The organism is Aulosira sp. FACHB-615, from assembly GCF_014698045.1.
Classification (GTDB): Bacteria; Cyanobacteriota; Cyanobacteriia; order Cyanobacteriales; family Nostocaceae; genus Nostoc_B.
The window spans coordinates 225,994-252,037 of record NZ_JACJSE010000008.1; the positions used below are offsets into that span (position 1 = coordinate 225,994).

A 26,044-nucleotide genomic window follows, 5' to 3' on the forward strand; every position below is an offset into this window, starting at 1 on the left:
AATTGGGCTATCTATGTAATTTTATGGTGAGATTTTTTCAGATTTTGTTAACAGCAGAACAAGTTAATGAGGGTGATAAATTCACAGAAGATTTATCGGCAATTAACTCAATTTTACCTTGGGCGTTAAGTCGCCAGCCAGTTGCTTGCACAAGGATTTCGGGAGATTTTGGTATTTGCGCTTGTATTCGTTGTTTGGTGTTGAATGCAGAGATATCACGAGTATCTGACCAAGTGCGATCGCTACTCAACCCTTGTATCGGATTTTGTGGTATCCCACCCCTACCAATGGCGACAAAACTACTACCAATATTAGCAGTACAACCATTAGCAATTTGTTGGGATGGGTCAGTCAGGTTCGCGGGTAATGTAACTAAACCAGAATTGGGGTCAACACCAACATTATCAATATCAACTGTACCATTCACCCCAAACTGTGAACTGGCAGTAATATCATTTTCTGGTGTCAGTTGCAAACGGTATTCTAAACCAATAATTCCCTGAGTGGTGATGTTAATATTGCCGCCTTTACCCTGAACAGCATTAGCCGTAATATCGCTGTTTTCTAAACCGACAATTATGGGTACATTAATGCTGATATTGCCACCTGTAGCTGTACCTGTGGCACTAGTATTAATTTTACTACCATAACGCATCAATAGAACATCAGCCACTAGACTAATATTACCTTGATCGCCAGCAGAAACTTCTGCAAGGAGACTGCCTCCTTCCTTCAGTTTGATCTGATTGGCATTGACTAACAAGTTACCTGAATTACCACCACCTGTATTACTGACGGAAATTTGCCCATCATCAAGAACATTGAGCCGATCTGCCACTAGGTTAATTGAACCAGCATTAAAGTTGGTAGTAGAAGTTGCTGAGATGCTACTGGGTAAAATCTGACCATTGCTTAAAGGTTGAGAAATACCCTGTACGTCAATATTTTTAACCTGCAAGTTGATATTACCAGCCGCACCCTTGCCATTTGTGGAGGAGGTAATTTGTCCACCATTGAAAACGCGCAAACTATCTGCGGTCAGGCGAATGTTGCCTCCCTGACCTATAGAATTCTGCCCTATTGCTACAGTGATGCCACTGGAGATGTTATTCACAATATCAAGCACAGGATCGCTAACTTGCACATCGGTGGCTTGAATAGTAATATTTCCGGCTATACCGCTACTCGCCTGTGCAGAGATTGGACTTCCTGAAATCGCACTAGAAATTTTTCCACCGTTAGCAAGGGCGAGTTGCCTGGTGTTAATCGTAATATTGCCCCCTTGTCCCTCTGCTGACATCTCCAGCGCACTGAGTACAGCACTCGTAACACCGCCAGGAGTTTTACCCCGAATATCTAAACTCTCAGTTGCCGTGATCAAAATATCCCCAGTCTTACCCGTTGTCGGATTGGGAAAACCGAACAGGCTAGTACTGATGCGTGCGCCGTCTAGCACTCGTACCCGTTCAGCGTTCACCGTAATTGTGCCACTGGTATTCTGTTGCCCGCCCGAAACTAGGGTTGTAATGGCGCTGATAGTAGGGAATCCTGAGATTGGGTTTGTAAATGGACTATAGCCGCTAACATCTACATCGGTAGCACGAATTGTAATGTTACCTGTTTTAGCATTGTCAATAGACGCAGAAGTCAAGAAGTTAACACCAAAGTTGAAGGAGTTGATCCATGCCCCATTAGCAAGGCGTAATCGTGGAGTATCTACCGTGATATTTCCAGATGTCGCTCTACTGCCAGTCACACTGGTACTTAACCCTGGCAACGCATAATTAGCGGGATGGGAGATACCCATTAAATCCACGAATTCGGTGGTCTTGACAGTAATACCCTGTCCTTGCCCATTCGCTCTAGTAGAGGATTCTATATTTGAGCCATCTTGCAAGGTTAACCCACGTCCCCGGATATTGATTGCCCCTCCCATGTCCCCACTGGTGTTGATATAGGAAGACTGTTGCAGAGTAATTTTGCCCCAGGTTGGTGATGTTGATAAACTCGCTAATTGCCAGTTGCCAGAGGTGGGTATATTCACTGTGCCATTTTTTATTGCCCATAATTCCACATGACCATCTGGTGCAGAGATACTGGCACTCTTGATATCGATTTGTCCCCCAATCATCGCCAGAGTTTGATTTGCTGCCATCGACAATGTTGGCATCCGAAATAAGAAATTGTTGGCAGGTGTACCTTGCACTTCGATTGCTCCGGCATTACGTCCCATTTGCAAGCCTACAGGTACATTCATCGTCAATAATGGTGTCCCCGTCGGATTCACTGCACTAAATTCAACCCCATCAGCAAATTTAATACTATTGGCAGTCGTAGCTACAAAGGAACCACCAATATTTAAGCTGGCATTTTTGCTAAAAATAATCCCGGCTGGGTTGAGTAAGAATAAGTTGGCGTTACCATTGGCTTTAATTAAACCATCAATGTGGGAAACATTGCCGCCTGTTACCCGACTAAATATATTTTGGATGTCTGCGGTATTGCTAAAGACTGCGGAACCATTGCTAGGCACTGAGAATTGGCTAAAGCTATGAAATAAATTGTTGCCGACACGAGTGCCGTTGGTAATTGCGTAATTCTTACCACTAATACTTACAGTCGTGTTAAGAGTCTCATCAGGAGTGACTTGTGCATTAACACCACGATCGCAAACAGTAGAGATGCAGATTGCACCAAGAAGGGCAAACCCAACAAAATTTAATTTCATGAAACAATATCTTAATCTTATATTTGATTATGTATATATAGTTCCCTTGTCAGTAGCTTATATAACATTTAATTTGTCAAGTTAATTAATTTTGAGGTGTAGCAGCACAGGTTAATGCTGTTTGTACCTGAGTGGGAGATTGATTGGCAATTAATTCAATTTTGCCTTGAGCGTTACGTCGCCAGCCAGTTGCTTGGACAAGAACTGCTTGGGGTTTTGGCATTTTTGCTTGTACTGGTTGTTTGGTGTTGAATGCAGAGATATCACGGACATCAGACCAAGTGCGATCGCTACTCAATTCCTCTGTGGGGTTTTGCGGTATGCCACCCCTTCCTGTAGCAACAAAACTACTATTACTAGTATCAGCACACCCTGTAGCAATTTTTTGAGATGGATCGCTGAAATTTACTGGTAATTCTACTAAACCCGAATTGGGGTCAACACCAACATTATTCACTTCCACCGTACCATTTACCCCAAATTGTGAACTAGCAGTGATATCGCTTTCTGCTGTCACTTGGGGACTATATTTTAATCCGAAAACTCCGTGAGTTGTAATGGCAATGTTCCCACCTCTGCCTTGCACCGCATTAGCTACAATATCACTGTTTTCTAAAGCAAAAATAATTGGTGCGTTAATCGTAATATTACCGCCATTACCTACACTACCTGATGTGGCGTTGATGGCACTATTATGGCGCATCAATAAAGTATTAGCATTGACAATGATATTACCACCTTCGCCAACTTGTGTAGTTGCAGTAATAGCACCCTGAGTATCTAACATCACAAAGTTAGCATCAATCCCAACTTTTCCTGCATTACCTGTACCATCATTCCTGACATTCACTAATCCACCATCAGCCACCCGCAACTGCTGGGTTGTAATATGCACATCTCCACTATTCCCAGTCAACACTCTTGAGGAACCAGCTTGCTGCACAGTTGATGAACCGATAAAACTTGGAATTAAGAAAGATTGTGCTGGCTTACCAGCAACTTCCACTGACTCGGAAGCATTGAGAATGACATTGCCAGCATTGCCACTAGCATAAGAAGAAGCTTCAACTCTTGCCCCATGATGAACCGACAATTTAGCTGTATTCACAGTTAAGTTACCAGAATTACCCGCACCCAAAGTTGAAGAACTCAAGGAACTAGGCGCAAAACTAGTTGAAGCAGTTTCAAAACCAGAGACGTGGATAGATTCGGCGGCGTTGACTGTCAAATTTCCCGCCGCACCCGTGAAAATTGTGGAAGTTGTCACCACAGCACCATCTAAAATCACTAATTTATTTGTAGAAACATTGACATTTCCACCTTTCCCAGAAAAAAAAGTCAAACCAGAAATGCCACTACGATTACTTGGTCTTTTGCCTACACCTGCTACTTGAATTGTTCCAGAGGCATTGACCGTAATATTACCTCCGCCTACAGAAGTACCAGAATTATTTGTCAAAATTATGCCGCCATTATTGGCAATCAAATCTTTAGTAAATATTTCAATATTGGCTACCATCCCAGTACCAAAAGCACCTGCTCTAATTGCACTGGTCGTATTGCCACTAGTATTATCACCAGTGACTGTAAGTAATTCCGATGTATGAACCGAAATCTTACCTGGTTTATTGACATTGGTATTATTCTGCACCGACACACGAGAACCACCACTCAAGGTTAAACTCGCACCCCAGATGTTAATTTCGCCATTTCCACCTGTAGAAAGTAAAGATTGCTGAGATAGAGTAATGTCCCGAAAATTCTGCACATCTTGATAACCAAGGCTCCAGCCTAGATTATTAGAAGTGAGGCTGACAGTTCCACCATCAACAGCACCGAGTTCAATTCTTCCTTGAGGAGTGGAAAGAGTACGGCCACTTATTGAAACATCTCCGCCAACTAATGCTAAGGTTTTGTTTGTCGGGACTTGCAGTGGGATTGTAGAAGCTTGAACTTGGATTGCGGCTGGATTCTGCCCCATCTGTAAACCAATGGGTACACTCATGGTTAACACAGGAGAAATTGTTGCGTTGGTGCTAAACTCATTGCCATCTGCAAATTTGATGCTATTTGCTGTTGTGCCGATAAACGAACCACCTACATTTAAACGAGCTTTGTCCCCAAAGATAATTCCTGCCGGGTTGAGCAAAAACAGATTCACACCGCTATTAGTTTTGATGGAACCGTTAATGTAGGAAACATCACCACCAGTCACCCGGCTAAAAATGTTTTGGATGCCAGAAGTAGTATTGAAAGTGGCAGAACCGCCTGTAGGGATAGAGAATTGCTGAAAGCTATGAAATAAATTATTGCCAACAGCCGTACCGCCAGTGATGTTGTAACTATTACTTCCAGACCCAGGAGACACAGCAGTGCCGAGAGTACCATCAGGTTTGACTTCTGCCTGAGCATGACTGTTACCCATAGCCAAGATGTAGACTGCACCAATTAAGCCTAAGTTAGCAAGATTTAATTTCATCAGCTTGTTTTAATTATCTACTTGCTGTCTAGTCTTCCCAAGATGTATTGATTAATTGGGCTATCTATGTAATTTTATGGTGAGTTTTTTTCAGCTTTTATTAACACCAGCACAAGTTAATGAGGGTGATAAATTCACAGAAGATTTATCAGCAATTAACTCAATTTTGCCTTGGGCATTGCGTCGCCAGCTAGTACAACAAGGCAAAAGTAAAAAGTAAGAATAACTATACCACAAGCCTTTTAGCAATTTCTTATGGTCTGTTGATTTCCGCCGACCTGTACTAGTTGCTTGGACAAGTGTTTCTGGTGATTTAGAAATTTGGGTTTGTACTGGTTTTGTGGTGTGGAATGCAGAGATATCACGGGTATCTGCCCAAGTGCGTAGACGCAGAGGGTCTTATCGCTAGACATCGCTCCTCAGCTTCACCCCTGAGAAAATTCAATGTTACTGCTATTGTTTTTCGTTCAATCTGGCTTTTGCTGCTGCTCGTACAACTCGATTTGCATCTTGCAAGAGAAATTGGAGAATTTCTGTGGTGACTTGCGGATGTTGGCTAATAACATAACGTTCATACCAAGGAAACGAACGCAATTTTTGTAAATTTTGAGCTAAATATTCAACAGGTGCGGCGGGATGTTGGAGAAGAACTAGACGAAATGGTATTGTATCCAGGGTATAAAACCTGGGTTCAATAAAATTAGCTAGATATTTACTCGCAATTGTAGGAGAAATTTGAATTAATCTTTTAACTGCCGCTATAAAAACTTTATGCTCTTTACGCTTATGACCACGCGAATAACAAATATATTCATAATGGTCATATTGATAATTATTAGCCAAATTTTCTAGTATATGAATTGGTGTATTGATATTATTAACAACAGCTATTTGGACAAATTTATTTTTGTCTTTTGCGAGGTTTTCTAAGCAATTTTTACTTTTGGGGCTACTATAGGCTTCTATTATCCGAGGATTTTTGGCAACGGCTTCGCGGATCAGTACTGATTTATGCTTGGCTAGTTCAGCTAATTTTGGCAGTGGCGTATGCTCATCAATAGCCTCGTTGTATTGAAGGATAAAATTACTTGTATTTGCAGACTTTTCTTGGTAAATTTTTAAAGCATATTGACGAACTTCCGCATGTGTATCGTACAATGATTTCTCGATAAATTCTGATGATGTATTGGGATTTTGTAACATCAATAAACGTAATCGATATTCTTTAAATTTGGCTATTCTCTCACACACTGTATCAGATATATGTGGATGAGAAGCTACTGCTGCATATACATCTACACTACGAATATCTAAAATGTCTAATAAGATTTCTGAAGATAGATCATGATTACAAACAACCTGTTGACAAATATTCCGTACTGCTTCCCAATAAATATCAACTGGTGTAATTCTCAGTAGTTCTAATAATTGAGGAATTGGAGTCATTGCACTTGTGGCTAGTGCATGTTGTCCTTGTTGATGTATGTCTTCAATTTGAGTTCCTTCATAGCTATATGGTTCGCTAAAAAGTCTCCAGTGTAGATAAATATTATGAGGTTTTGTCTGAGGAAATTGTAACTGTAATTGCTGTTGTAATTCTTGTGGAAGAGCAGGATTATAGGCAAGCTTTTGCAGTATACGGCTATCTTGGTTTTGGTAAAGAAGCAGTAAAATCTCTAATGGAGTATGCGGATTTTTAGCTACATTAGCTTGAACAGATATATTGCGATCGCCTGATAATCTTGCCAAACATTCTGGCGGTGTTTGGCTATTTAAAGCCACTGCTTGACGAACACGAACGCTCTTATCTTGGGTTAGTCTTTGAAGTATATCTAAATCAGCACTAGGATGACCAGCAACACATTCTCGAATTCTCCAATCAGAGGATTGCGCTAACGATTTTAAGTCACTTAATTCTAAATTGGGATGTTTTGCAACTCGCCATCTAATCAATGACCATTTACTTTGACAAAGTTCCCGCAACTTTTCTACTTGTGTATGGGGATGGGTGGCTAAAAATCTTTCTTGAAAAAAATCATTAACGATTGACCTTGGTAAACTAGGATTTAGCATAGTAGCTTCCCTTATTACCCGACTACGATGATCGGCAAGTTCAATTAAACATTCAAGAGGTGTGTTTTTATTTTTAGCAACTTCAATCAGGGTGGTAAGTTTAAATTTTTTATTTAAGAATTGACGTAAATATGCGGGTGGAGTATCGCTAGATTTAGCGATGGCTACTTGCACATATTCTGAAGTTTGCTTGAGTTGCAAATCAGGTGTAATTCCCAATTGCCACAAAATAAATTGATAATAATGTCCTTTAGAATGGTTAATGCTATTGCATCCAACTGCGGCAAAGTTAGAAAAGCTCGCTTCGACAATATGTGGTAATTTATTTTCTGCATATTCTTGCCAGCCTGAATCCATTTCTCCGGCAATATTGACGTGCATTTTGATTAATTCATGAATAAACGCATCGCCAGAGGGATTTTCTGCGGCTAATTCTAATACTTGTTTACTAACTTGAGGATTCTGCACAATTCCCACTAAATGATAATGATATCCAGAAATGGCGAATCTGTGTAACCATTCTTGAGGGGCATCGTCACAAGCTAATATTGCCTGTAGGGATGAACCGGGAATTACTGATTCTGGATTTTCTAAATCTAGTGTCGGGAAAATAGGATTGTGAAGAAAATCTTGGGGAAATTCTTCTGCCAAGAGAAATAAAGTATAAGTTGGAGTATGCGGATTTCTAGCTACAGCTTGACGGACTTTTATATCTTTATGTCTTGCCAATTCTGTTAATAATTCTGGTGTCGTATTCAGATTATTAGCAACAGCAATTTCTGATTGATCACTGACTTGCATCAATTCCACCACTCATCCTTTGATAGACTAATATCCTGTTCACTATTGAGAAATAGCTTTACAGGTTAATTGTGTTGGTACAGGAATAGAAGATTTATTGGCAACTAGTTCAATTGTACCATCGAGACGACGATGTACACCTGTTGCTTGGACAAGTGTTTCTGGGGATTTTGGTGTTTGAGCTTTGACTGGTTGTGTTTGCTGGAATGCAGAGATGTCGCGCACATCAGACCAAGTGCGATCGCTCCTAATATCCTGTGTCGGATTTTGTGGTATTCCACCCCGTCCTGTGGCGACAAAACTACTACCACTTGTATCAGCACATCCAGTAGCAATTTGTTGGGATGTATCGGTAATATTCGCGGGTAGTTCAACTAAACCCGAATTGGGATCAACACCAACATTATTAATTTCTACTGTGCCATTCACCCCAAACTTTGAACTGGCAGTAATATCATTTTCACTGGTCAGTTGTGAACGATATTCTAAACCGATAATTCCCTGAGTGGTAATGTCAATATTACCGCCATTGCCTTGAAAGGCATTAGCAACAATATCACTATTTTCTAATCCGACGATGACAGGAGCATTAATGGTAATATTACCACCGTTGCCATTACCGCCTGCTTCTGTTGTGATTGTACTACCATCACGAAGCAAGAGAAAGTCTGCAACATCTAAATTGATGTCGCCACCTTGCCCAGAGGCAGTAGTCGCTCGAATACGACCGTTCTCCAAAAAAATTTGCTCTGCTTGAATGCTTAACTGTCCCGCATTACCTGTTCCAGAGTTTGTCAGGTTGATGTAAGCACCATCGCGGACTTTGAGGCTGTTGGTTGTAATATTCAATCTACCTGCATTACCCGTAGGAGCATCTGGTAAACCATAAAATTGTCTGGCAGTCTCATTGAGAATGGGCGCACTGGCAGCAATGGAAGAACTGAAGATATTTTGCCCCCCTATTAAAATATCATTTGCCTGGATAATTAATGCCCCTGCATTGCCTGTGGCTTGGGTGCTGGTGTTGATTGATGCACCATTTTGGATAACTAATTGATTGGTTTGAATCGTCACATTACCTGCTTCCCCATTGCCTAATGTCATACTGCCGATCAAAGTTGGAGCTTGAGTGAACTGATTGATGCCAGTGATGATCAGGCGTTCTGCCACATTCACACTGACATTGCCACTATTTCCTAAATTATTTGATTGTTTAGCATCGCCAAATATGCCAAACACTGGTAAGCTGCTCGCCGACAACACAGTTCCAGCCTGCATTGTCAAATTTGGAGTAGTAACAGACACATTACCCCCATGCCCAGAACCTGTAGTAAAGCTACCGATACCACTAGCCACTGTTGGTAAGATTGGGTGTACACCTACCATGTCTATGGATTGCTGTGCTACTACTGTGACATCACCCGCATTACCGCTACCCGTCCCAGGTATTCTCGCCAACCGGATAGCAGAGGTAAAAATATCCCCTCCATCTGAAAGCTGTAATTTTCCTATAGAGACATGGATATTGCCGCTATTACCAGTCCCTGATGTATAAGCATTAATTCCACTAGGAGTAAAACTGATCGGATGAGCTGCGATCGCTGTCATATCTTCTGCTACCTTGACGGAAATATCACCCCCATGCCCAGTTGCACTAGGAAAGACAACCGTTGTAATTACGCCACTTTCTTGCAGATGCAATTGACGCGCCACTACATTCACATCTCCTCCATCTCCTGATGCGTAAGTTTGACTAGCAATACGGCTACTGCTACTTCCTGTTGGTAATAAAGGAGATTTGACAGCAACAGTCCCACTAATAGCAACTGTATCTGCTCCTACCTCTACCTTCCCTGCTGCTCCCCTACCCAGGCTCAAGGTTTCAATCGCTGCACCATCTTTTAAAGTCAACTGTCCGGCTTGAATCTTGACTGCTCCCCCATTTCCCGTTGCTGTCTGCGCCACCTGATTGACAATCCAAGCACTGGGAGCTTGAGCATTGGCATTGATTCCACCCAAAAACAGCGATCGCTCTGCATTCACGGTAATATTACTACCCTGTCCACTACCTGTATTTGCACTAGCAATTTGTGATTGGTCGAGGCGAATGTCTCTCCCTACTACCTGAATTCCGCCAAACGGATTACCTACAGGATTGGGATTCCATAAGGAAGAGCGTTGTGTAAAGTGAATATCGCGGAAATCTTGCACTTGTGCATAATCTAGCTGTAATCCTGTGGGTGTGGATATTAAATTAACTGTCCCACTCCCGACTGCACCGATTTCAATGCGACCAACTGGTGCAGTAATTACACCCCCTGTCAAGTTAATATCTCCACCAACTAAGGCAATGGTTTTGGTCGGACTGCCAATTATGCCTAAATTATTGGTCGGGACAATCCCATCATTGGCTTTTCCATTGACTTGAATTGGTTGTGCATTACTACCCATTTGCAACCCAATAGGTACACTCATTTTTAACAATGGTGTATTACTGGGATTCGTGGCACTAAATTCTACGCCATCGGCAAATTTAATACTATTTGCTGTTGTCGCTACAAATGAACCGCCAATATTTAAGCTGGCATTTTGCCCAAAAATAATCCCGGCTGGGTTGAGGAAAAATAAATTGGCACTATACTGGGCGCGGATTTCACCATCAATGTTGGAAATCTGACCACCAGTCACTCGACTAAAAATATTTTGAATATCAATGTCATTATTAAATGATGCAGAACCATTTGTCGGGATAGAGAATTGACTAAAGCTATGAAATAAATTGTTGCCTACACGAGTGCCATCCTTGATACTGTAACTATTGCCACTACTTTCTACAAGCGTTTTGAGGGTGTTATCGGGAGTTACTTGTGCGTGAACACTATTGTTATAAACAGCAAATAAGCTGATTACACTTAGCACACCAAACCCGACAAAAGTTAATTTCATTGATCCAGTTCTTGTTTTTATTATGTGTTTATAGTTCCCAATCCAGTCAATTTTGTAACTTTAATTAAGTTTGAGGTACAGCAGCACAGGTTAAGGCACGTTGTATCTGCGAGGAAGATTTAGCGGCAATTAATTCAATTTTGCCTTGGGCGTTACGTCGCCAAGATGTAGCTTGGACAAGAGGCTGTGGTGGTTTTGGTATTTGGGCTTGTGCAGGTTGTGTTTTGTGAAATGCAGAGATGTCACGAGTATCAGACCAAGTGCGATCGCCCCAAATCTGTTGCGTGGGATTTTGCGGTATTCCACCCCTACCTGTGGCGACAAAACTACTTCCACTATTAGTAGAACAACCATCAGCAATTTGCTGCGATGGATCATTCACATTTGCGGGTAGTTGATTTAAACCAGAATTGGGATTGACGTTGGGTGCGGTGATCTGCACAGTCCCATTCACACCAAACTCAGAACTGGCTGTAATATCATTGTCGGCAGTTAGTTGGTTACGGTATTCTAAACCGAGAATGCTGTTAGTCGTAATGTTAATATTCCCACCACGACCACGCACAGCGTTGGCAATAATATCACTATTCCCAGTGCCAATGACAAACGGTGCATTGATGCTAATATTACCACCATCACCTGTACCACCAGCTTCGGCATTCAGGAGACTGCGATCGCGCATCAGCAAAAAATCAGACAGATTTAACACTAAGTTACCGCCATCACTCGCCACAGTAGAGGTGCTGATTTGAGCATTTTGTTTGAGAATAAGCGATCGCCCGGTAATCTCCACCGTCCCACCATTACCTGTTCCGGTGCTGCGACTGGTAATTTGTGCGCCAGTTTGCAAGTTAATGCGATCGCTGGCGGTAATGTTTAAGTTACCTGCTTTTCCTGATTGGGAGGAGGCGGTGGAAACAGTAGCATTGTCAATTAAATCTAAAGTTCCAGTGGTAAATTTCACCGTACCACTGTCACCACTACCCGAAGATTGACTACTAATGGTGCTTTGATTAAGTGCGATCGCGTTAGCTTTGACATCAATTGCACCAGCATTACCAATACCTGTGGTGTTGCTAGAGATGATACTTTGATTGTTGAGTTGTAAAGTACCTGTATTCAGGGCAATTTCTCCACCCTTGCCACTACCACTGGTATTAGCTGAGATTGTACTATTATCAAGTTCTATGGTGTTAGGCACATTAAATATAATATCTCCCGCATTGCCACTGGCAGAGGTTGAAGAGTTAACAGAACTACCATTGAGGAAGGAGAGGCGCTTTGTGGTGACATTGACATCTCCAGCTTGTCCAGTACTGTTTGTAGTGCTGAAAATTTGGCTGTTATTCAATGTTGTTAAACCAGGACTGGTAAGGGTGACATTACCGGCGGAGTCCCTACCTTTGGTATCGCTTTCAATTAGGGTGTTAGTTAGGGTAAGGTTCCCCGCACTACTAATGCTGACATCGCCTGATCTCCCTGTCTCATTAGATGGAACTATTGTTACAAGTGAGAATCCTGCCTCAATGGTCATTGGTTTACTCGTTTGGATTGTCAGATCAGTGACCTCCAAATCTCCCCGTCCCAAAATCGACACCGCCCCCGCCTCAGCAGAAGAAGATGTTGTTAATATATTCAGTCCAGATATCCGGTTTTGAGCATCTAATGTTACAGAACCACCATTTTTTGCAGTTCCTTGGGGCGCAACACTAAAACTATACAAGCTACTGCCGTTGCTCAAAATATCTCCATTTTGTGCAGTTAGGGCAATATTACCACCCTGGCCGCTATTCCCTGTGTATGAGTAGGAGAATGATACTAAGTTGCTCTCATTTAAGATGTTGCCATTGATCGCAGTTAGGGTGATATTCCCGCCGTTGCCACCACTTGATTTGGAGGAAGATATCAAAGATATCAAATCTTCTTCGCCTTTGATAGAGAGGTTACCATTGATTGCAGTTAAGGTGATATTACCGCCATTGTTATTTTGACCAAACTCGCTATCGGCGAATGCGTATATTTCGCCATTGACAGAAAGATTGCCGTTAGTTGCAGAAAGAGTAATATCTCCAGCACTTGGAGACCCATCGAAGCTGGATACGTATGAAGCTATAGAGCCACTGACAGAAAGATTGCCGTTAGTGGTAATCACGGTAATATCGCCACCATTCCCACTTCTAAGGAATGAGGAAGACGATGAGTTTAGATAGCGAATCGAGATATTGCCATTAGCCAAAAGCTTGATATCTCCGCCATTCCCACCATTCTCAAAAAAACCCAAAGACCCGGACTCAAAACCTTGGGCGACAATATCCCCAGAGGCAGTTAAGTTAATTGAACCACCATTGTCGTCTGTCATAAAACTCCTTGTGGTGATACTGCTTACCCTAATACTTCCCGGTGGCAAACCTGCCACTGTCCCCGTCGTGAAGCCTAATTGTGGCAAATTCGATGTCGGTACTGATGCCACCCCTGCCCGCAAAATCGCCGCCGGCTCAGTTGTGAGTATCAGATAATCCGGGTCAGTGCTGGGAACGCTCACATCAGGGCCGGTAATCACAATATTACCCCCCTCAATGCTCCCTGTGGCTTCCACCTTCAATGCCACCCCTGTGTAATCACCAAACACCACATCCCCATTGGCATAAATTATCGGGTCAAACAAACTCACAAACTTCCCTGGAGTCCCTGCTAAAGTCTCAAATGAGAGATTACCACCACTCAGGAAATGTGCATCTCCAGAAATATTCCCGTTGCTAATCAAACTCAGATTACCCCCACTCTGAAGTGCTGCTACAGGATGATTCAATGCCAGGATATCAATGTTTTGATTCCCTTGAATTGTTAAGTTTCTCCCGGCTTGGGCAAGAAATGGAGTTGTGGTATGATCCCTAATTTTCACAGTATCTTGGGCTTTGAGGGTTAAATCTCTCCCTGCTACCAGTTCTCCCTGTAAGTCTAGGCTACCTGCTTCTAGTGTTAAATCTTGTCCGGTGGTGAGATGACTCTCGACTCGAATCGGTGCGGAATTCTGCCCCATTTGTAAGCCAATTGGTACACTCATGGTTAACAATGGTGTATTACTGGGATTTGTGGCACTAAATTCTGTACCATCGGCAAACTTTATACTATTGGCTGTTGTAGCGATAAATGAACCGCCAATATTTAAGCTGGCATTTTTCCCAAAAATTATCCCGGATGGGTTGAGTAAAAATAAGTTGGCGTTACCATTTGCTTGAATTAAACCATCAATATAGGAAACATGACCGCCTGTGACACGGCTAAATATATTTTGGATATCTGCGGCATTATGAAAGACTGCCGAGCCGTTGCTGGGAACTGAGAATTGGCTGAAGCTATGAAATAAATTATTGCCGACACGGCTGCCGTTAGTGATGCTGTAATGATTACTACCTGTCACAGAGGTGTTGAGAGTCCCATCGGGAGTTACCTGAGCCTGAACATCACTATGATAAATAGCAGATGTCAAAATTGCACCAATTAAGCCCAAACCAGCAATAGTTATTTTCATTAATCTATTTCTTGTGTTCTATTCCATATTTATCTTTCCCCAGACAATAATCTTTTTAACAGTAGTTAATTTTCGGCTACAGCCGCACAGGTTAAGGCTGATGGTATCGGTGAATTAGTATTAGCTGCAACAAGCTCAATTTTGCCTTGGGCGTTACGTCGCCAAGATGTAGCTTGCACAAGGGTTTCTGGTGATTTTGGCATTTGGGCTTGTACTGATTGTGTTTTATGGAATGCAGATATATCGCGGATGTCTGACCAGGTGCGATCGCTCGTAATATCCTGTGTGGGATTTTTGGGTACACCACCCCTACCGGTAGCCACAAAACTACTACCAGTATTGCCAATACAACCACTAGCAATTTGTTGGGATGGATCGGTGAAATTATTTGGTAATTCTACTAAACCAGAATTGGGATCAACACCAACATTATCAATCTGCACAGTGCCATTAACATTGAATTGGGAACTAGCGGTAATATCATTGCTCAAAACTTCTCTGGGATTCAGCAGATTACGATACTTCAACCCAATCATTGCCTCAGTGGTGATGTGAATATTACCACCCCTGCCCTCGACTGCATTGGCAATAATGTCACTGTTTTCTAACCCGATAATATTGGGAGCATTAATTTTAATGTTACCCCCATTACCGCCTGCCTCTGCACTGATGTAACTACCATGACGCATCAATAAAACATCACGCACTTGCAAGTTAATATTACCGCCTTCACCTGCCTTAGCTTCCGATCGCAGTTTGCTTGCTTGATCCAACTTGAGATAATTAGCTTGGATCAGCATATTACCAGCATTTCCCGTATCTTTGCCACTCACTACAATTTCGCCGCGATCGCTCAGACTCAAATTCTTCGTGGTCAGATTTACTGAACCCGCAACACCAGGGCCTGTGGAAGAAGCATACAATCCACTGGGGCCAGTCGCATCCAACGAGTAAAGTAGTTGCCCACTCGGCACTTGACTGACACCTGCAATATTCACAGAATTGGCTTGAATAGCAATATTTCCGGCAGTACCGTAGGTTTCAGTTGAAGTGGAAATTCGACCTCCGTCGATTAAGTTGATTTGACCAACATTAAAAGTAATGTTGCCACCTTGTCCCTGACCTAAACTAATCAGTTTTTCAGTAGCGAAATCATAGTTACCATTTGTTGAGGCAAAAAATCGGCTGGCGACTCCTGTTGACGAACTACCAGCCACCGTTACTTCGTCAGCATTCACAATAATATTGCCCGATGCACCTTCACCATAAGTACCAGTCCGAATACCAGGGCCATTTAAGACTTCTAGTTTACCGACATTGAGAATGATGTCTCCACCCTTGCCAGTAGCGTATTCACGGTTACTCGTACTCATCCCGGTTAAAAATGCAGGTTCACCTGTGGCAGTTTCACCAGTCACACTTAAGTTTTGGGCTGTAACAATAATATTGCCCCCATCACCAGTACCTCTGGCGGTAGCACGCAATTCAGCCCCATCTCGAATGTTGACTTGTGCAGCATTAATGGAGACATTACCACCCCGACCTTGAGAATTATTCATGGTATTAGATGCTAAGGTACTCACACTAAATCGCTGTTTTGTTGGTGTATAGATTGCTTCCCCGACTAAATTGACAGTTGCAGCTTTAACTGTGATGTTGCCTGAATCGCCAATTCCATAGGCACGGGTGTTAATTTGTGCGCCATTTAAAACATTGAGAGTTGGCGTTTCAATGGTCACATCCCCACCCCTTCCCTTAGCTGTTGGTTGGGAGTAAGCTGCAATTGCAGTGTTAGCCAGGGCTGGCTGACCAATTAGTTCTAGTGATTCCGAAGCTTTGATGAGAATGCCTTGTCCTGAACTTGTGCCTAAAGTGTGGGAAGTAATAGTAGAAGAGCCAGACAAAGTGATTTTCTGCCCTTGGAGAGCGATCGCACCACCTTGTTTTCCGCTACTATCAACCTTGGCTGCGTTCCTCAAGTTAATATTTTGGAACTGATTTACACGATTAAAATCTAAGCCAAATCCAGCCGTATTTGCCGACAGTCCCACAAAATTATTTGCCGCAACGCTACCTAATTCAACTCTGCCATCACTCGCAGTAATTGTACTCTGATCAAAATTTAAGTTACTGCCTACTAGCGCAAACGTATTGTTTGCGGGAACTGCTAATTTTGCCCGATAAACGTTAATCGCACCAGAATTGCTGCCCATTTGCAAACCAATTGGGACATTCATCGTCAATAAGGGTGTGGTCATCGGATTGACGGTAAATTCATTGCCATCAGCAAATTTGATACTATTTGCAGTTGTGCCAATAAAAGAACCACCCACCTTTAACTGAGCTTTGTCCCCAAAGATAATCCCTGCTGGGTTAAGCAAAAACAGATTCACACCGCTATTAGTTTTGATAGAACCGTTAATGTAGGAAACATCACCACCAGTCACCCGGCTAAAAATGTTTTGGATGCCAGAAGTACTGTTGAAAGTGGCAGAACCGTCTTTAGGAATAGAGAATTGTTGAAAGCTATGAAATAAATTCTTGCCAATAACAGTACCACCATTAATGGTATAGTTATTCATACCAGACACATCAGTGTTAAGAGTTCCATCTTGTATAACTTCTGCCTGAGCATGACTGTTACCCATAGCCAAGATGTAGACTGCGCCAACTAAGCTTAAGTGAACAAAATTTAGTTTCATCAGCCAAACTTGTAATGATCTGCTTGCTGTCTAGTCTTCCCTAGATGAAGTGAGTAATTTGCTTGGCCGTGTAATTTTGTAGTGAAATTTTTTCAGCTTTTATTAACAGCAGAACAAGTTAATGAGGGTGATAAATTCACAGAAGATTTATCAGCAATTAACTCTATTTTTCCTTGGGCATTACGTCGCCATGATGTAGCTTGGACAAGTATTTCTGGTGATTTTGGTTTTTGGGCTTGTGCTGGTTTTGTCTGGTGGAATGCAGATATATTGCGGGTGTCTGACCAAGTGCGATCGCTCCAAACTTCCTGTGTGGGGTTTTGCATTATTCCACCTCTACCTGTAGCGACAAAACTACTACCATTGGTATTAGAACAACCACTAGCAATTTGTTGCGATTGCTCAGTGAAATTTCCAGGCAGTTCAACTAAACCAGAATTTGGATCAACACCAACATTGTTAATTTCCACTGTACCATTCACCCCAAATTGCGAACTGGCAGTAATATCATTTTCTAGGGTCAATTGCGGACGATATGCTAAACCGATAATTCCTTGAGTAGTGATGTTAATATTGCCACCCCGACCTTGAACTGCATTGGCAATAATATCACTATCTTCTAAGCCCACGATGATTGGAGAATTAATTGTGATACTGCCACCATCACCTGTACCTCCTGCTGTCGCAATAATCTTGCTACCGTGGCGCAAAAGCAACACATCAGATTGCAGATTAATGCTTCCGCCTCTTCCTGAATTGGTGTTAGCCAAAATTTTGCCAGCATTATCTAGCTTGATCATCTCTGCATTAATGTAGAGATTTCCGGCATTACCAACTCCTTGATGATTGACTCGCACCAATCCCCCATCTGTAATTTCTAAGATTGGTGTATTAATAATCAGATCCCCTGAATTACCTGTAGGCAAAGCAGATAGTCCGAAAGCTTTTTGAAAGCTTAAAGGTAGAACCGTTGCACTCGCACCAATCTGACCTGATTTACCCGATGCGGCACTCACACCACTCACAAGAATCTTCTCTGAAGCATTAATTTGTAAAGTTCCAGCATTGCCTTGACCAAGGGTAGTAGCCCCAATACCTGCGCCTTGAGATACTTTTAGCCTGGGTGTATTGATAGTGACATTCCCTGCATTCCCCCTATTAAAGCTAACAGTTCCCAGCAAAGTGGCACTGAAACTGATGGGAGTTTCACCAGACAAATCAATAGACTCAGAAGCAGTGACAAATAAGTTTCCGGTTGAGCCACGACCGAAACTAGCACCTGTAATCGAACCGCCATCTTGGGCTTGCAATTGCCGTGTTGTGACTTGAATATCACCAGCCCTTCCCACTCCACGAGTTTCTGACATAATCCCACTCCGATTGGTTGCAGGTTTTAAAGGTGAAAACCCAATCAGTTGTATAGAATCTGCCTCTACGAAAATATTTCCTGCCCTTCCAGAACCGTATGTATGAGCGTTAATTCTTCCCCCATCTTGAAGTAGTAATTTTGGTGCAGTAATCGTCACATTACCACCAGCACCAGTGATGCTATTCGTCACCAATAGGCTTTGGCTAAATCCAAAATTACCAACTCCTCGAAGTTCTAGAGACTCACTGGCATTGACTATAATATCGCCAGAACCTTGATTTCCTTGGTTGGTGAGCAGAATTACAGAACCTTCCTTCACACTAATATTTCTGCCTTGTAATTGAATCGAACCGCCAGATGTACCACTGGTGTTAGCAAGAGCTTGATCTGAAAAGCGAATATCTCCGAACTTCTGCACATTGCTATAGTCAAAATTCCAGCCGAGAGATGATGAACTGAGATTAACTGTTCCAGCAGCACTGCCAAGTTCTAAATGTCCAGAAGGGGCGCTCACAATGCCACCATCTAAGTCAATGTCTCCTCCTATAAGTGCTAGAGTTTTACCAGAAACCTGCAAACCAATGGGTGTTGTTCCCATCTGAGGTGGTGTATTTCCTTCTATCAAACGATGTCCGGTATTTTGGACAGTAATTTTTCCAGGATTCTGCCCTATCTGTAAGCCGATGGGGACACTCATGGTTAATACAGGGGATTGAGTTATGTCGGTATTAAACACCTTACCATCAGCAAATTTAATACTATGGGCTGTAGTTCCGACAAATGAACCACCAATACTTAAACTGGCATTCTTCCCAAAAATAATCCCCGCAGGATTGAGTAAGAATAAGTTGGCACTACCATTAGCACTGATAGCGCCATCTATGTTGGAAACATTACCACCAGTCACTCGACTAAAAATATTTTGAATATCAGTAGCATTATCAAATGATGCTGAACTACCTGTAGGTAGGGAAAATTCGCGGAAGCTATGAAATAAATTGTTACCAACACGAGTGCCATCAGTTATGCTGTAATTATTACTACCGATCACATCAGTGTTGAGTGTGTTGTCAGGAGTTACTTGGGCGTGAACATAACTGTTGTCAAAAGCACAGATACAGATCGCGCCAAGAACAGCAAACCAGACAAAAGTTAATTTCATTAATCCAGTTTTTGTTTTTACTACGTATCTATAGTTCCCAATTCAGTAAATTGTGTAACGGTAATTAATTTTCGGCTACAGCAGTACAGGTTAAGGCTGGTGATATCTGCGAAGAAGATTTAACTGCCACTAACTCAATTTTTCCTTGGGCGTTACGTCGCCAGCCAGTTGCTTGGACAAGGGTTTTTGGGGATTTAGGGATTTGTGCTTGTGCTGGTTTTGTGGTGTGGAATGCAGAGATGTCACGAGTGTCTGACCAAGTGCGATCGCTTCTCAATTCCTGTGTCGGATTCTGCGGTATCCCGCCTCGTCCTGTAGCCACAAAACTACTGCCATTTGTATTAGAACAACCACTGGCAATTTGTTGTGATGTATCAGTGACATTTGCTGGTAATTCTACTAAACCAGAATTGGGATCAACACCAATGTTGTTAATTTCCACTGTGCCATTGACATTAAACTGGGAACTAGCAGTGATATCATTTGTTTGGTCTGTGCGGGGAGTCAGGGTATTGCGGTATTCTAGACCAATAATCCCTTGGGTTGTAATGCTAATATTCCCACCACGACCTTGAACAGCATTGGCGATGATGTCGCTGTTTTCCAAGCCCACAATTACTGGTGAGTGAATTGACAAGTTCCCACCATTCCCTGTAATCGCAGCAGTAGCAGAAATAAAGCTACCATGCCGCATTAACAGATAATCTTGCAAATTTAATCCGACATTTCCTCCATTTCCAGAGGCGGTTGATGCAGTGATACTACTTTGGTTATCTAGAAAAATCGAGTTGGCATTAATCTGCAAATCCCCTGCCTTACCGAGTCCTTCGTTTCGCACACTGGTATATGCCCCATCGGCGATCCGTAATGAAGGTGTGTTAATAGTGAGAGAACCTGCGTCACCTTTGGGAAAGGGAGGGAATCCATAGACAGCTTGAGTGATGGGATCGGCTATCTCCGCGTTAGAAACGATGCGGCTCGATAGTACTGAACCTTTAGCCTTACCCTGAATATTCACGTATTCAGAAGCGTTAATTACAACATTACCAGCCGAACCTGTAGTCACGGTAGTAGACCCTAAAAATCCCCCATCCCGAACCACTAACCTGGATGTTTTGATTAACGTATCATCGGCATTACCAGAACCTACCGTTGATGAACCTATGGTAGTTGGTGAAAGTGTGATAGAGTTGTTGCCCACAATTTCGATTAAGTCTTTTGCATTAATTTGCACTATCCCACTTTTTCCTGCACCTGCGGTGACAGAGAAAATAGCTCCATCCAAAAGCTTGACGTTGCCAGATGAGACTGTAAGATTGCCTGCATGGGTAGAACTTAACGTGTATGTTGCCAAACTAGACTTGTTACCATTGCTGGGGGCAAAACCATCTAAAACGATTGAGTCTGCAATATTGGCTGTAATCTTGCCACCAGAACCTTGATTAAATATCCTGGTAGCGATTTGTCCACCATTTTGGATGGATAGCTGTTTGGCAGAGATGGTTATATCACCTATTTGACCCGTTCCTAAATTGTCACTTTGGATAATACTTCCAATACTGCCATCGGTAACATTCCCCGTGAGATTCAGGGACTCAGTGGCCTTGACTGTAATTCCCCTAGAAATTTGTGCGCCTAAGTTTTGCAGTAAAATAGCAGAGCCATCGCTCAAGTTTATATTTCGCCCTTGGAGTTGAATCGAGCCATTGCTACCACTAGCATCAAGCAGTGATTGGTTTGTCAGGTGGATATCGTTGAATTGCGCCACGGCTGAATAATCTCCCTCCCAACCTGTAATAGTGGGTTTGAGTTTGACTTGACCTTCGCTCACACTCCCTACTTCTAGATGTCCACCTCCATTAGTGCTAACAATTCCACCGGAGAAATTAACTGCGCTACCGATCAGCATCAGTGTATTGCCTGTCTCCACTTGTAACCCAATAGAATTATTGCTGCGATCTGCGGGACTGAAAATGCCAGTGGTTAAGCGATGTCCGCTATTCTGCACACTAATCTCCCCTGAGTTTTTCCCCATCTGCAAGCCAATTGGTACACTCATAGTCAGCAAAGGAGTACCCGAAGCATTCACAGCACTGAATTCTACACCATCAGCAAATTTGATACTATTGGCAGTCGTCGCCACAAAGGAACCACTAATATTTAACGAAGCTTTCTCCCCAAAGATAATCCCGTTGGGATTCATTAAAAATAAACTGACGGGGTTACTGCTATTGAGCGTGCTAATCATCCCATTAATATGAGAAATATTTCCACCCGTTACACGGCTAAATATCGTTGTAATATCTGGAGTATTCTTTAAATCAAAAGTGGCGGTTTTACCTGTTTCTACAGAAAAGTTACTAAAACTGTGGAATAAATTATTACCTTTATTTATGCCATCGGTAATAGTATAGTCATTGCCATTAATGCTGACACTGGTATGAGTTGTGTTATCTTGTATAACCTGAGCCAAGGTTGGTGTTGATAGAGATGATGTTGCGATCGCCGTTGTGAATGCAGCTAAAAGCCACTGTTGGTAGTACCTTGTCTTTCCATAGGTTAATCTCATACCCAATACCTAAACTTTGTTGCCTGACCATATACTTCCCGTGACAGTATAATTAATAACTAAACTTGATTTTTCTTAACAGCAGCGAGAATGACTATCTAGCAAAGAATTTGGTATTACAATGGCTATTTTTTTGAAGTGTAAGGAGAACTATTTTTAACATTAAAATGCGGACATACGGAATGATTACTGAGGATATGGACATTAGATATATAGGACTCATATTTGATTTGGGAAAAAAATCAGCACACCCAGAGCAGGCTTCTTTCCTACTCCCTACTCCCCATTCCCTACTCTTTCAAGGGCAGGTTTTTAAACCTTCGATAAATAGTTGAGAATATTCTCAATTATGAAACGTAGTTTTAACTGTTCAGACAATAATTTTGGTTTTAAAAGCCCAAAAATTTGTCTAATAAAAAAAGCCTGCCCTTGAAAGCATTCCCTACTCCCTGCTTACACAACTAGATTCAGGAATCAAACCGTATTCCTATAGTAGGGGATAGGTAATATGTGACAGTTTACAAAGTACCTTGAAAAATCTGATTAGCAGTTAGTTGTAAATTTGGAAAAGTGAGAGATAAAATCCGTTCGGAATTTCTAAATTGAGTAACTTGATATTCTTCGTCAACTAAATGGTAAATAGAAATTGTTGGTTGTTTAGGATTACCAATAAATTTTTTAGCTCCCAAAGCAGCATAATCGACAATCCAATATTCGGGAATTTTCATGGCTTCATAGTTCCCTAACTTAGTATAGTAATCATCTTCCCAGTTTGTACTCACAACCTCAATAATCAAAGGAATAGATTCACTGTGCATGACGGTCGATTCTTTGTCCCATAGTTCCTCATTATGAAGATTAGCATCATTAATCAAAACCACATCTGGCGAGTAACCAGATGATTTTCTTGGTGGTTTGACTAATGCTGTCTTAGGGATAAAGTATGGTAATTTTAAGCGTTTATATTCAACAGTGATTTCTCCTGCTAAAAAACCCGTAACTTTTTCATGTTTTCCACTTGGTTGAGGCATTTCTACGACTATTCCATCATGTAGTTCGTAACGTTTTCCGGTGTTTTCCGGCAGCCATGCCACAAATTGTTCAAAGGTTAATAGTTTGGGTAAAACTTGAGCCATGACAAAACCTCCGCTTGTTTTGACTTTAGCATTCTGAGCAACCAAAGTGATTAGTTGGCTACGGCAGCACAGGTTAAATCCGGTTGTGTATAGCCACTGTGAATAGCAACTAACTCAATTTTGCCTTGGGCGTTACGTCGCCAGCCAGTTGCTTGCACAAGTGTTTCTGGTGATTTTGATATTTGGGTTTGTGCTGGTTTTGTGGTGTAGAATGCAGAGATGTCACGAGTGTCTGACCAAGTGCGATCGCTCCTAATTTCCTGCGTGGGATTCTGCGGTATTCCACCCCGTCCTGTGGCGACAAAACTACTCTCTGTATTCCCAAAACAACCACTAGCAATCTTTTGCGACGAATCAGTAAAGTTTCCTGGTAATTCCACTAAACCCGAATTGGGGTCAACACCAACGTTATTAATTTTGACTGTGCCATTGACACTAAATGCAGAACTAGCTGTAATATCATTGGTCAAATCTGTTCTAGGGGTGAGGGTATTGCGATATTCCAGCCCGATAATGCCTTGAGTTGTGATGTTAATATTGCCTCCACGACCTCCGACTGCATTAGCAATAATATCGCTATTTTCTAATCCCACAATAATTGGAGAATTGATGGTGATATTGCCACCGTTTCCCAAGCCTCCTGCTGTGGTTGAAATTTGACTACCCTGACGTAATAATAGAGCTTTCTGAATATCAAGGTTGATATTACCGCCATTCCCTGATGTTGTTAAGGCACTAATTCTGGAGCTATTCTTCAACGTCACAAGATCCGCAGTGATTTCTAGTTGTCCCCCTTGGCCTGTTTGGCGGTTTTCTACAGAAATGACAGCACCTTTATCTATGTTTAATGTCGAGGTGTTGATAAATATAGATCCGGCACTACCAGTTGCTGTTTCAGGAAGTCCCAAAATTCGTCGGAGTATAGCTGGTGCAGCAGTAACACTAGAAGTGATCTGAGTATTAATAAAATTACCATTAGCAATACTCAAGTCTAGCTGTTGAGAATTTGTAATCTCAATAGAATCTTCGGCATTAATGATGATTTTACCAGCATCACCACTAGAAAAAGCCGTAGTAATAATAGCACCACCATCGTTGAGTCGGAGTTTAGGTGTATTGACGATGGTGGTACCACCATCCCCTGCACCAAAAGAAGTTGAGACGATCGCACTATTAGATACAGAAGACGTTCCAGCCAAATCAATTAGGTCGGTTGCAGTCACACTTACTTGACCCGCATTACCAGATCCTAAAGTTGTAGAGGTAATTTGTGCGCCACCTCGAACAGTCAGTTTGCCGGTTGAGAGGGTAAGTGAACCAGCGTTACCCTGACTATAGGTTGTAGTGGCAAATGCACTCAGGCTAGAGGGGTCGAATGGGGAAGTCCCTGTGAGTTGAACAGAGAGCGGAGCATTAATGCTGACTTTACCACTAGAGGCAGCACTGAAAGTGTGGGCAGCGACAATCCCACCATTTTGCAGCATGATTTGAGGTGCAGAAATATTGATGTCACCACCTTTACCCAAGCCCAAAGCTTGAGTTGCAATTTGGCTGGGGAGAATAGACGTAGCGCCAGTAATTAAGAGAGATTCACTACCAATGATTTGAATTTTTCCACCAGGTTGCTGACCAAAATTCTGTCCAGCAATCACTGAACCATCTTGCAATGTAATGTTTGCACCATTTAACTGCACAGAGCCTGCACTGATACCACTCACATTCACTAGTGAGCCAGCTCGGAGTTGAATATCCCCAAATTTTGTAGTTGGAGTCATGCTCACAGTTGCAAGTTGATTGTTTTCTCCTAGTAACCATTCTCCATTGCTTAATGCCCCTAATTCAACTTTGCCAGAGTCAGCTATCAGTAAACCACCATCTAGAGTGACGTTACCCCCAACTAAAGAGAGTGTATTGCCAGATTTTACCTGTAACCCTGTAGTTGGGGTTGTGATGTTAAGTAGGGAAATTCCGATACGTTTGACATTATTACTATTGCCTGAACCTTCAACCCGAATATCTCCTGAACTTCCCCCCATTTGTAAACCGATGGGTACACTCATTGTCAGCAAAGGTGTACCCGCATCTTGTACAGCATTAAATTCTGTTCCATCAGCAAATTTAATGCTATTGGCTGTCGTTCCCACAAATGAACCACCAATATTCAACTTAGCATTTTGTCCAAAGATAATCCCGGCGGGGTTGATTAAAAATAAGTTGGCATTACCCTGGGTGATGATTTCACCATCAATGTGAGAAATATTACCACCAGTCACCCGACTAAAAATGTTTTGAATATCAGTAGCATTGTCAAATGATGCAGAACTGCCTTTAGGTAGGGAGAATTGACTAAAGCTATGAAATAAATTATTGCCGACACGAGTACCATTGGTGATATTGTAACTATTACTTCCACTTACAGAAGTATTGAGAGTATTATCGTGTATGACTTGCGCGTCAACACTGCTGTTGCAAACGGTAGATAAGCAAATTGCACCAATGAAGCACAGACCAGCAAAACTTACTTTCATTTACTTAGCCGTAATTTTT

The 26,044-nt window shown here is 42.1% G+C and carries 10 protein-coding genes and 1 pseudogene; all 11 read right to left on the minus strand.

All coding sequences use genetic code 11. The features are described 5' to 3' along the window. Nucleotides 1-37 precede the first annotated feature (37 nt). The gene (locus H6G77_RS16165) at nucleotides 38-2,728 is read right to left on the minus strand and encodes an S-layer family protein (protein ID WP_190589320.1); all 2,691 of its coding nucleotides are present in this window, start codon (nucleotides 2,726-2,728) and stop codon (nucleotides 38-40) included. An 85-nt stretch (nucleotides 2,729-2,813) separates the two neighbouring features. Then, the gene (locus H6G77_RS16170; RefSeq protein ID WP_190872114.1) at nucleotides 2,814-5,207 is read right to left on the minus strand and encodes a filamentous hemagglutinin N-terminal domain-containing protein; all 2,394 of its coding nucleotides are present in this window, start codon (nucleotides 5,205-5,207) and stop codon (nucleotides 2,814-2,816) included. A gap of 90 nt (nucleotides 5,208-5,297) precedes the next feature. Next, nucleotides 5,298-5,591 (minus strand): annotated as a pseudogene (locus H6G77_RS36615) (hypothetical protein); the annotation flags it as partial. A 69-nt stretch (nucleotides 5,592-5,660) separates the two neighbouring features. Continuing rightward, nucleotides 5,661-8,081, minus strand: coding sequence for a hypothetical protein (locus H6G77_RS16180; RefSeq protein WP_206758057.1), 2,421 nt, complete (start codon nucleotides 8,079-8,081; stop codon nucleotides 5,661-5,663). A gap of 42 nt (nucleotides 8,082-8,123) precedes the next feature. Next, nucleotides 8,124-11,027: an S-layer family protein gene (locus H6G77_RS35730; protein WP_190872117.1), complete on the minus strand. Its 2,904-nt coding sequence runs from the start codon at nucleotides 11,025-11,027 to the stop codon at nucleotides 8,124-8,126. Between the two features lie 64 nt (nucleotides 11,028-11,091). Continuing rightward, nucleotides 11,092-14,559, minus strand: a complete 3,468-nt coding sequence (locus H6G77_RS16190) for a filamentous hemagglutinin N-terminal domain-containing protein (protein ID WP_190872118.1) — start codon at nucleotides 14,557-14,559, stop codon at nucleotides 11,092-11,094. A gap of 65 nt (nucleotides 14,560-14,624) precedes the next feature. Further along, complete coding sequence (locus H6G77_RS16195; RefSeq protein WP_190872119.1) at nucleotides 14,625-17,261, minus strand: S-layer family protein; 2,637 nt, start codon at nucleotides 17,259-17,261, stop codon at nucleotides 14,625-14,627. Between the two features lie 92 nt (nucleotides 17,262-17,353). Further along, nucleotides 17,354-19,792: an S-layer family protein gene (locus H6G77_RS16200; RefSeq protein ID WP_190872120.1), complete on the minus strand. Its 2,439-nt coding sequence runs from the start codon at nucleotides 19,790-19,792 to the stop codon at nucleotides 17,354-17,356. A 64-nt stretch (nucleotides 19,793-19,856) separates the two neighbouring features. Continuing rightward, the gene (locus H6G77_RS16205; RefSeq protein ID WP_190872121.1) at nucleotides 19,857-22,361 is read right to left on the minus strand and encodes an S-layer family protein; all 2,505 of its coding nucleotides are present in this window, start codon (nucleotides 22,359-22,361) and stop codon (nucleotides 19,857-19,859) included. A 518-nt stretch (nucleotides 22,362-22,879) separates the two neighbouring features. Next, entirely contained in the window at nucleotides 22,880-23,497 is a 618-nt protein-coding gene (locus tag H6G77_RS16210; RefSeq protein WP_190671932.1) for a Uma2 family endonuclease, read from the minus strand. A gap of 50 nt (nucleotides 23,498-23,547) precedes the next feature. Further along, entirely contained in the window at nucleotides 23,548-26,025 is a 2,478-nt protein-coding gene (locus H6G77_RS16215; protein ID WP_190872122.1) for an S-layer family protein, read from the minus strand. Nucleotides 26,026-26,044: the final 19 nt, after the last annotated feature.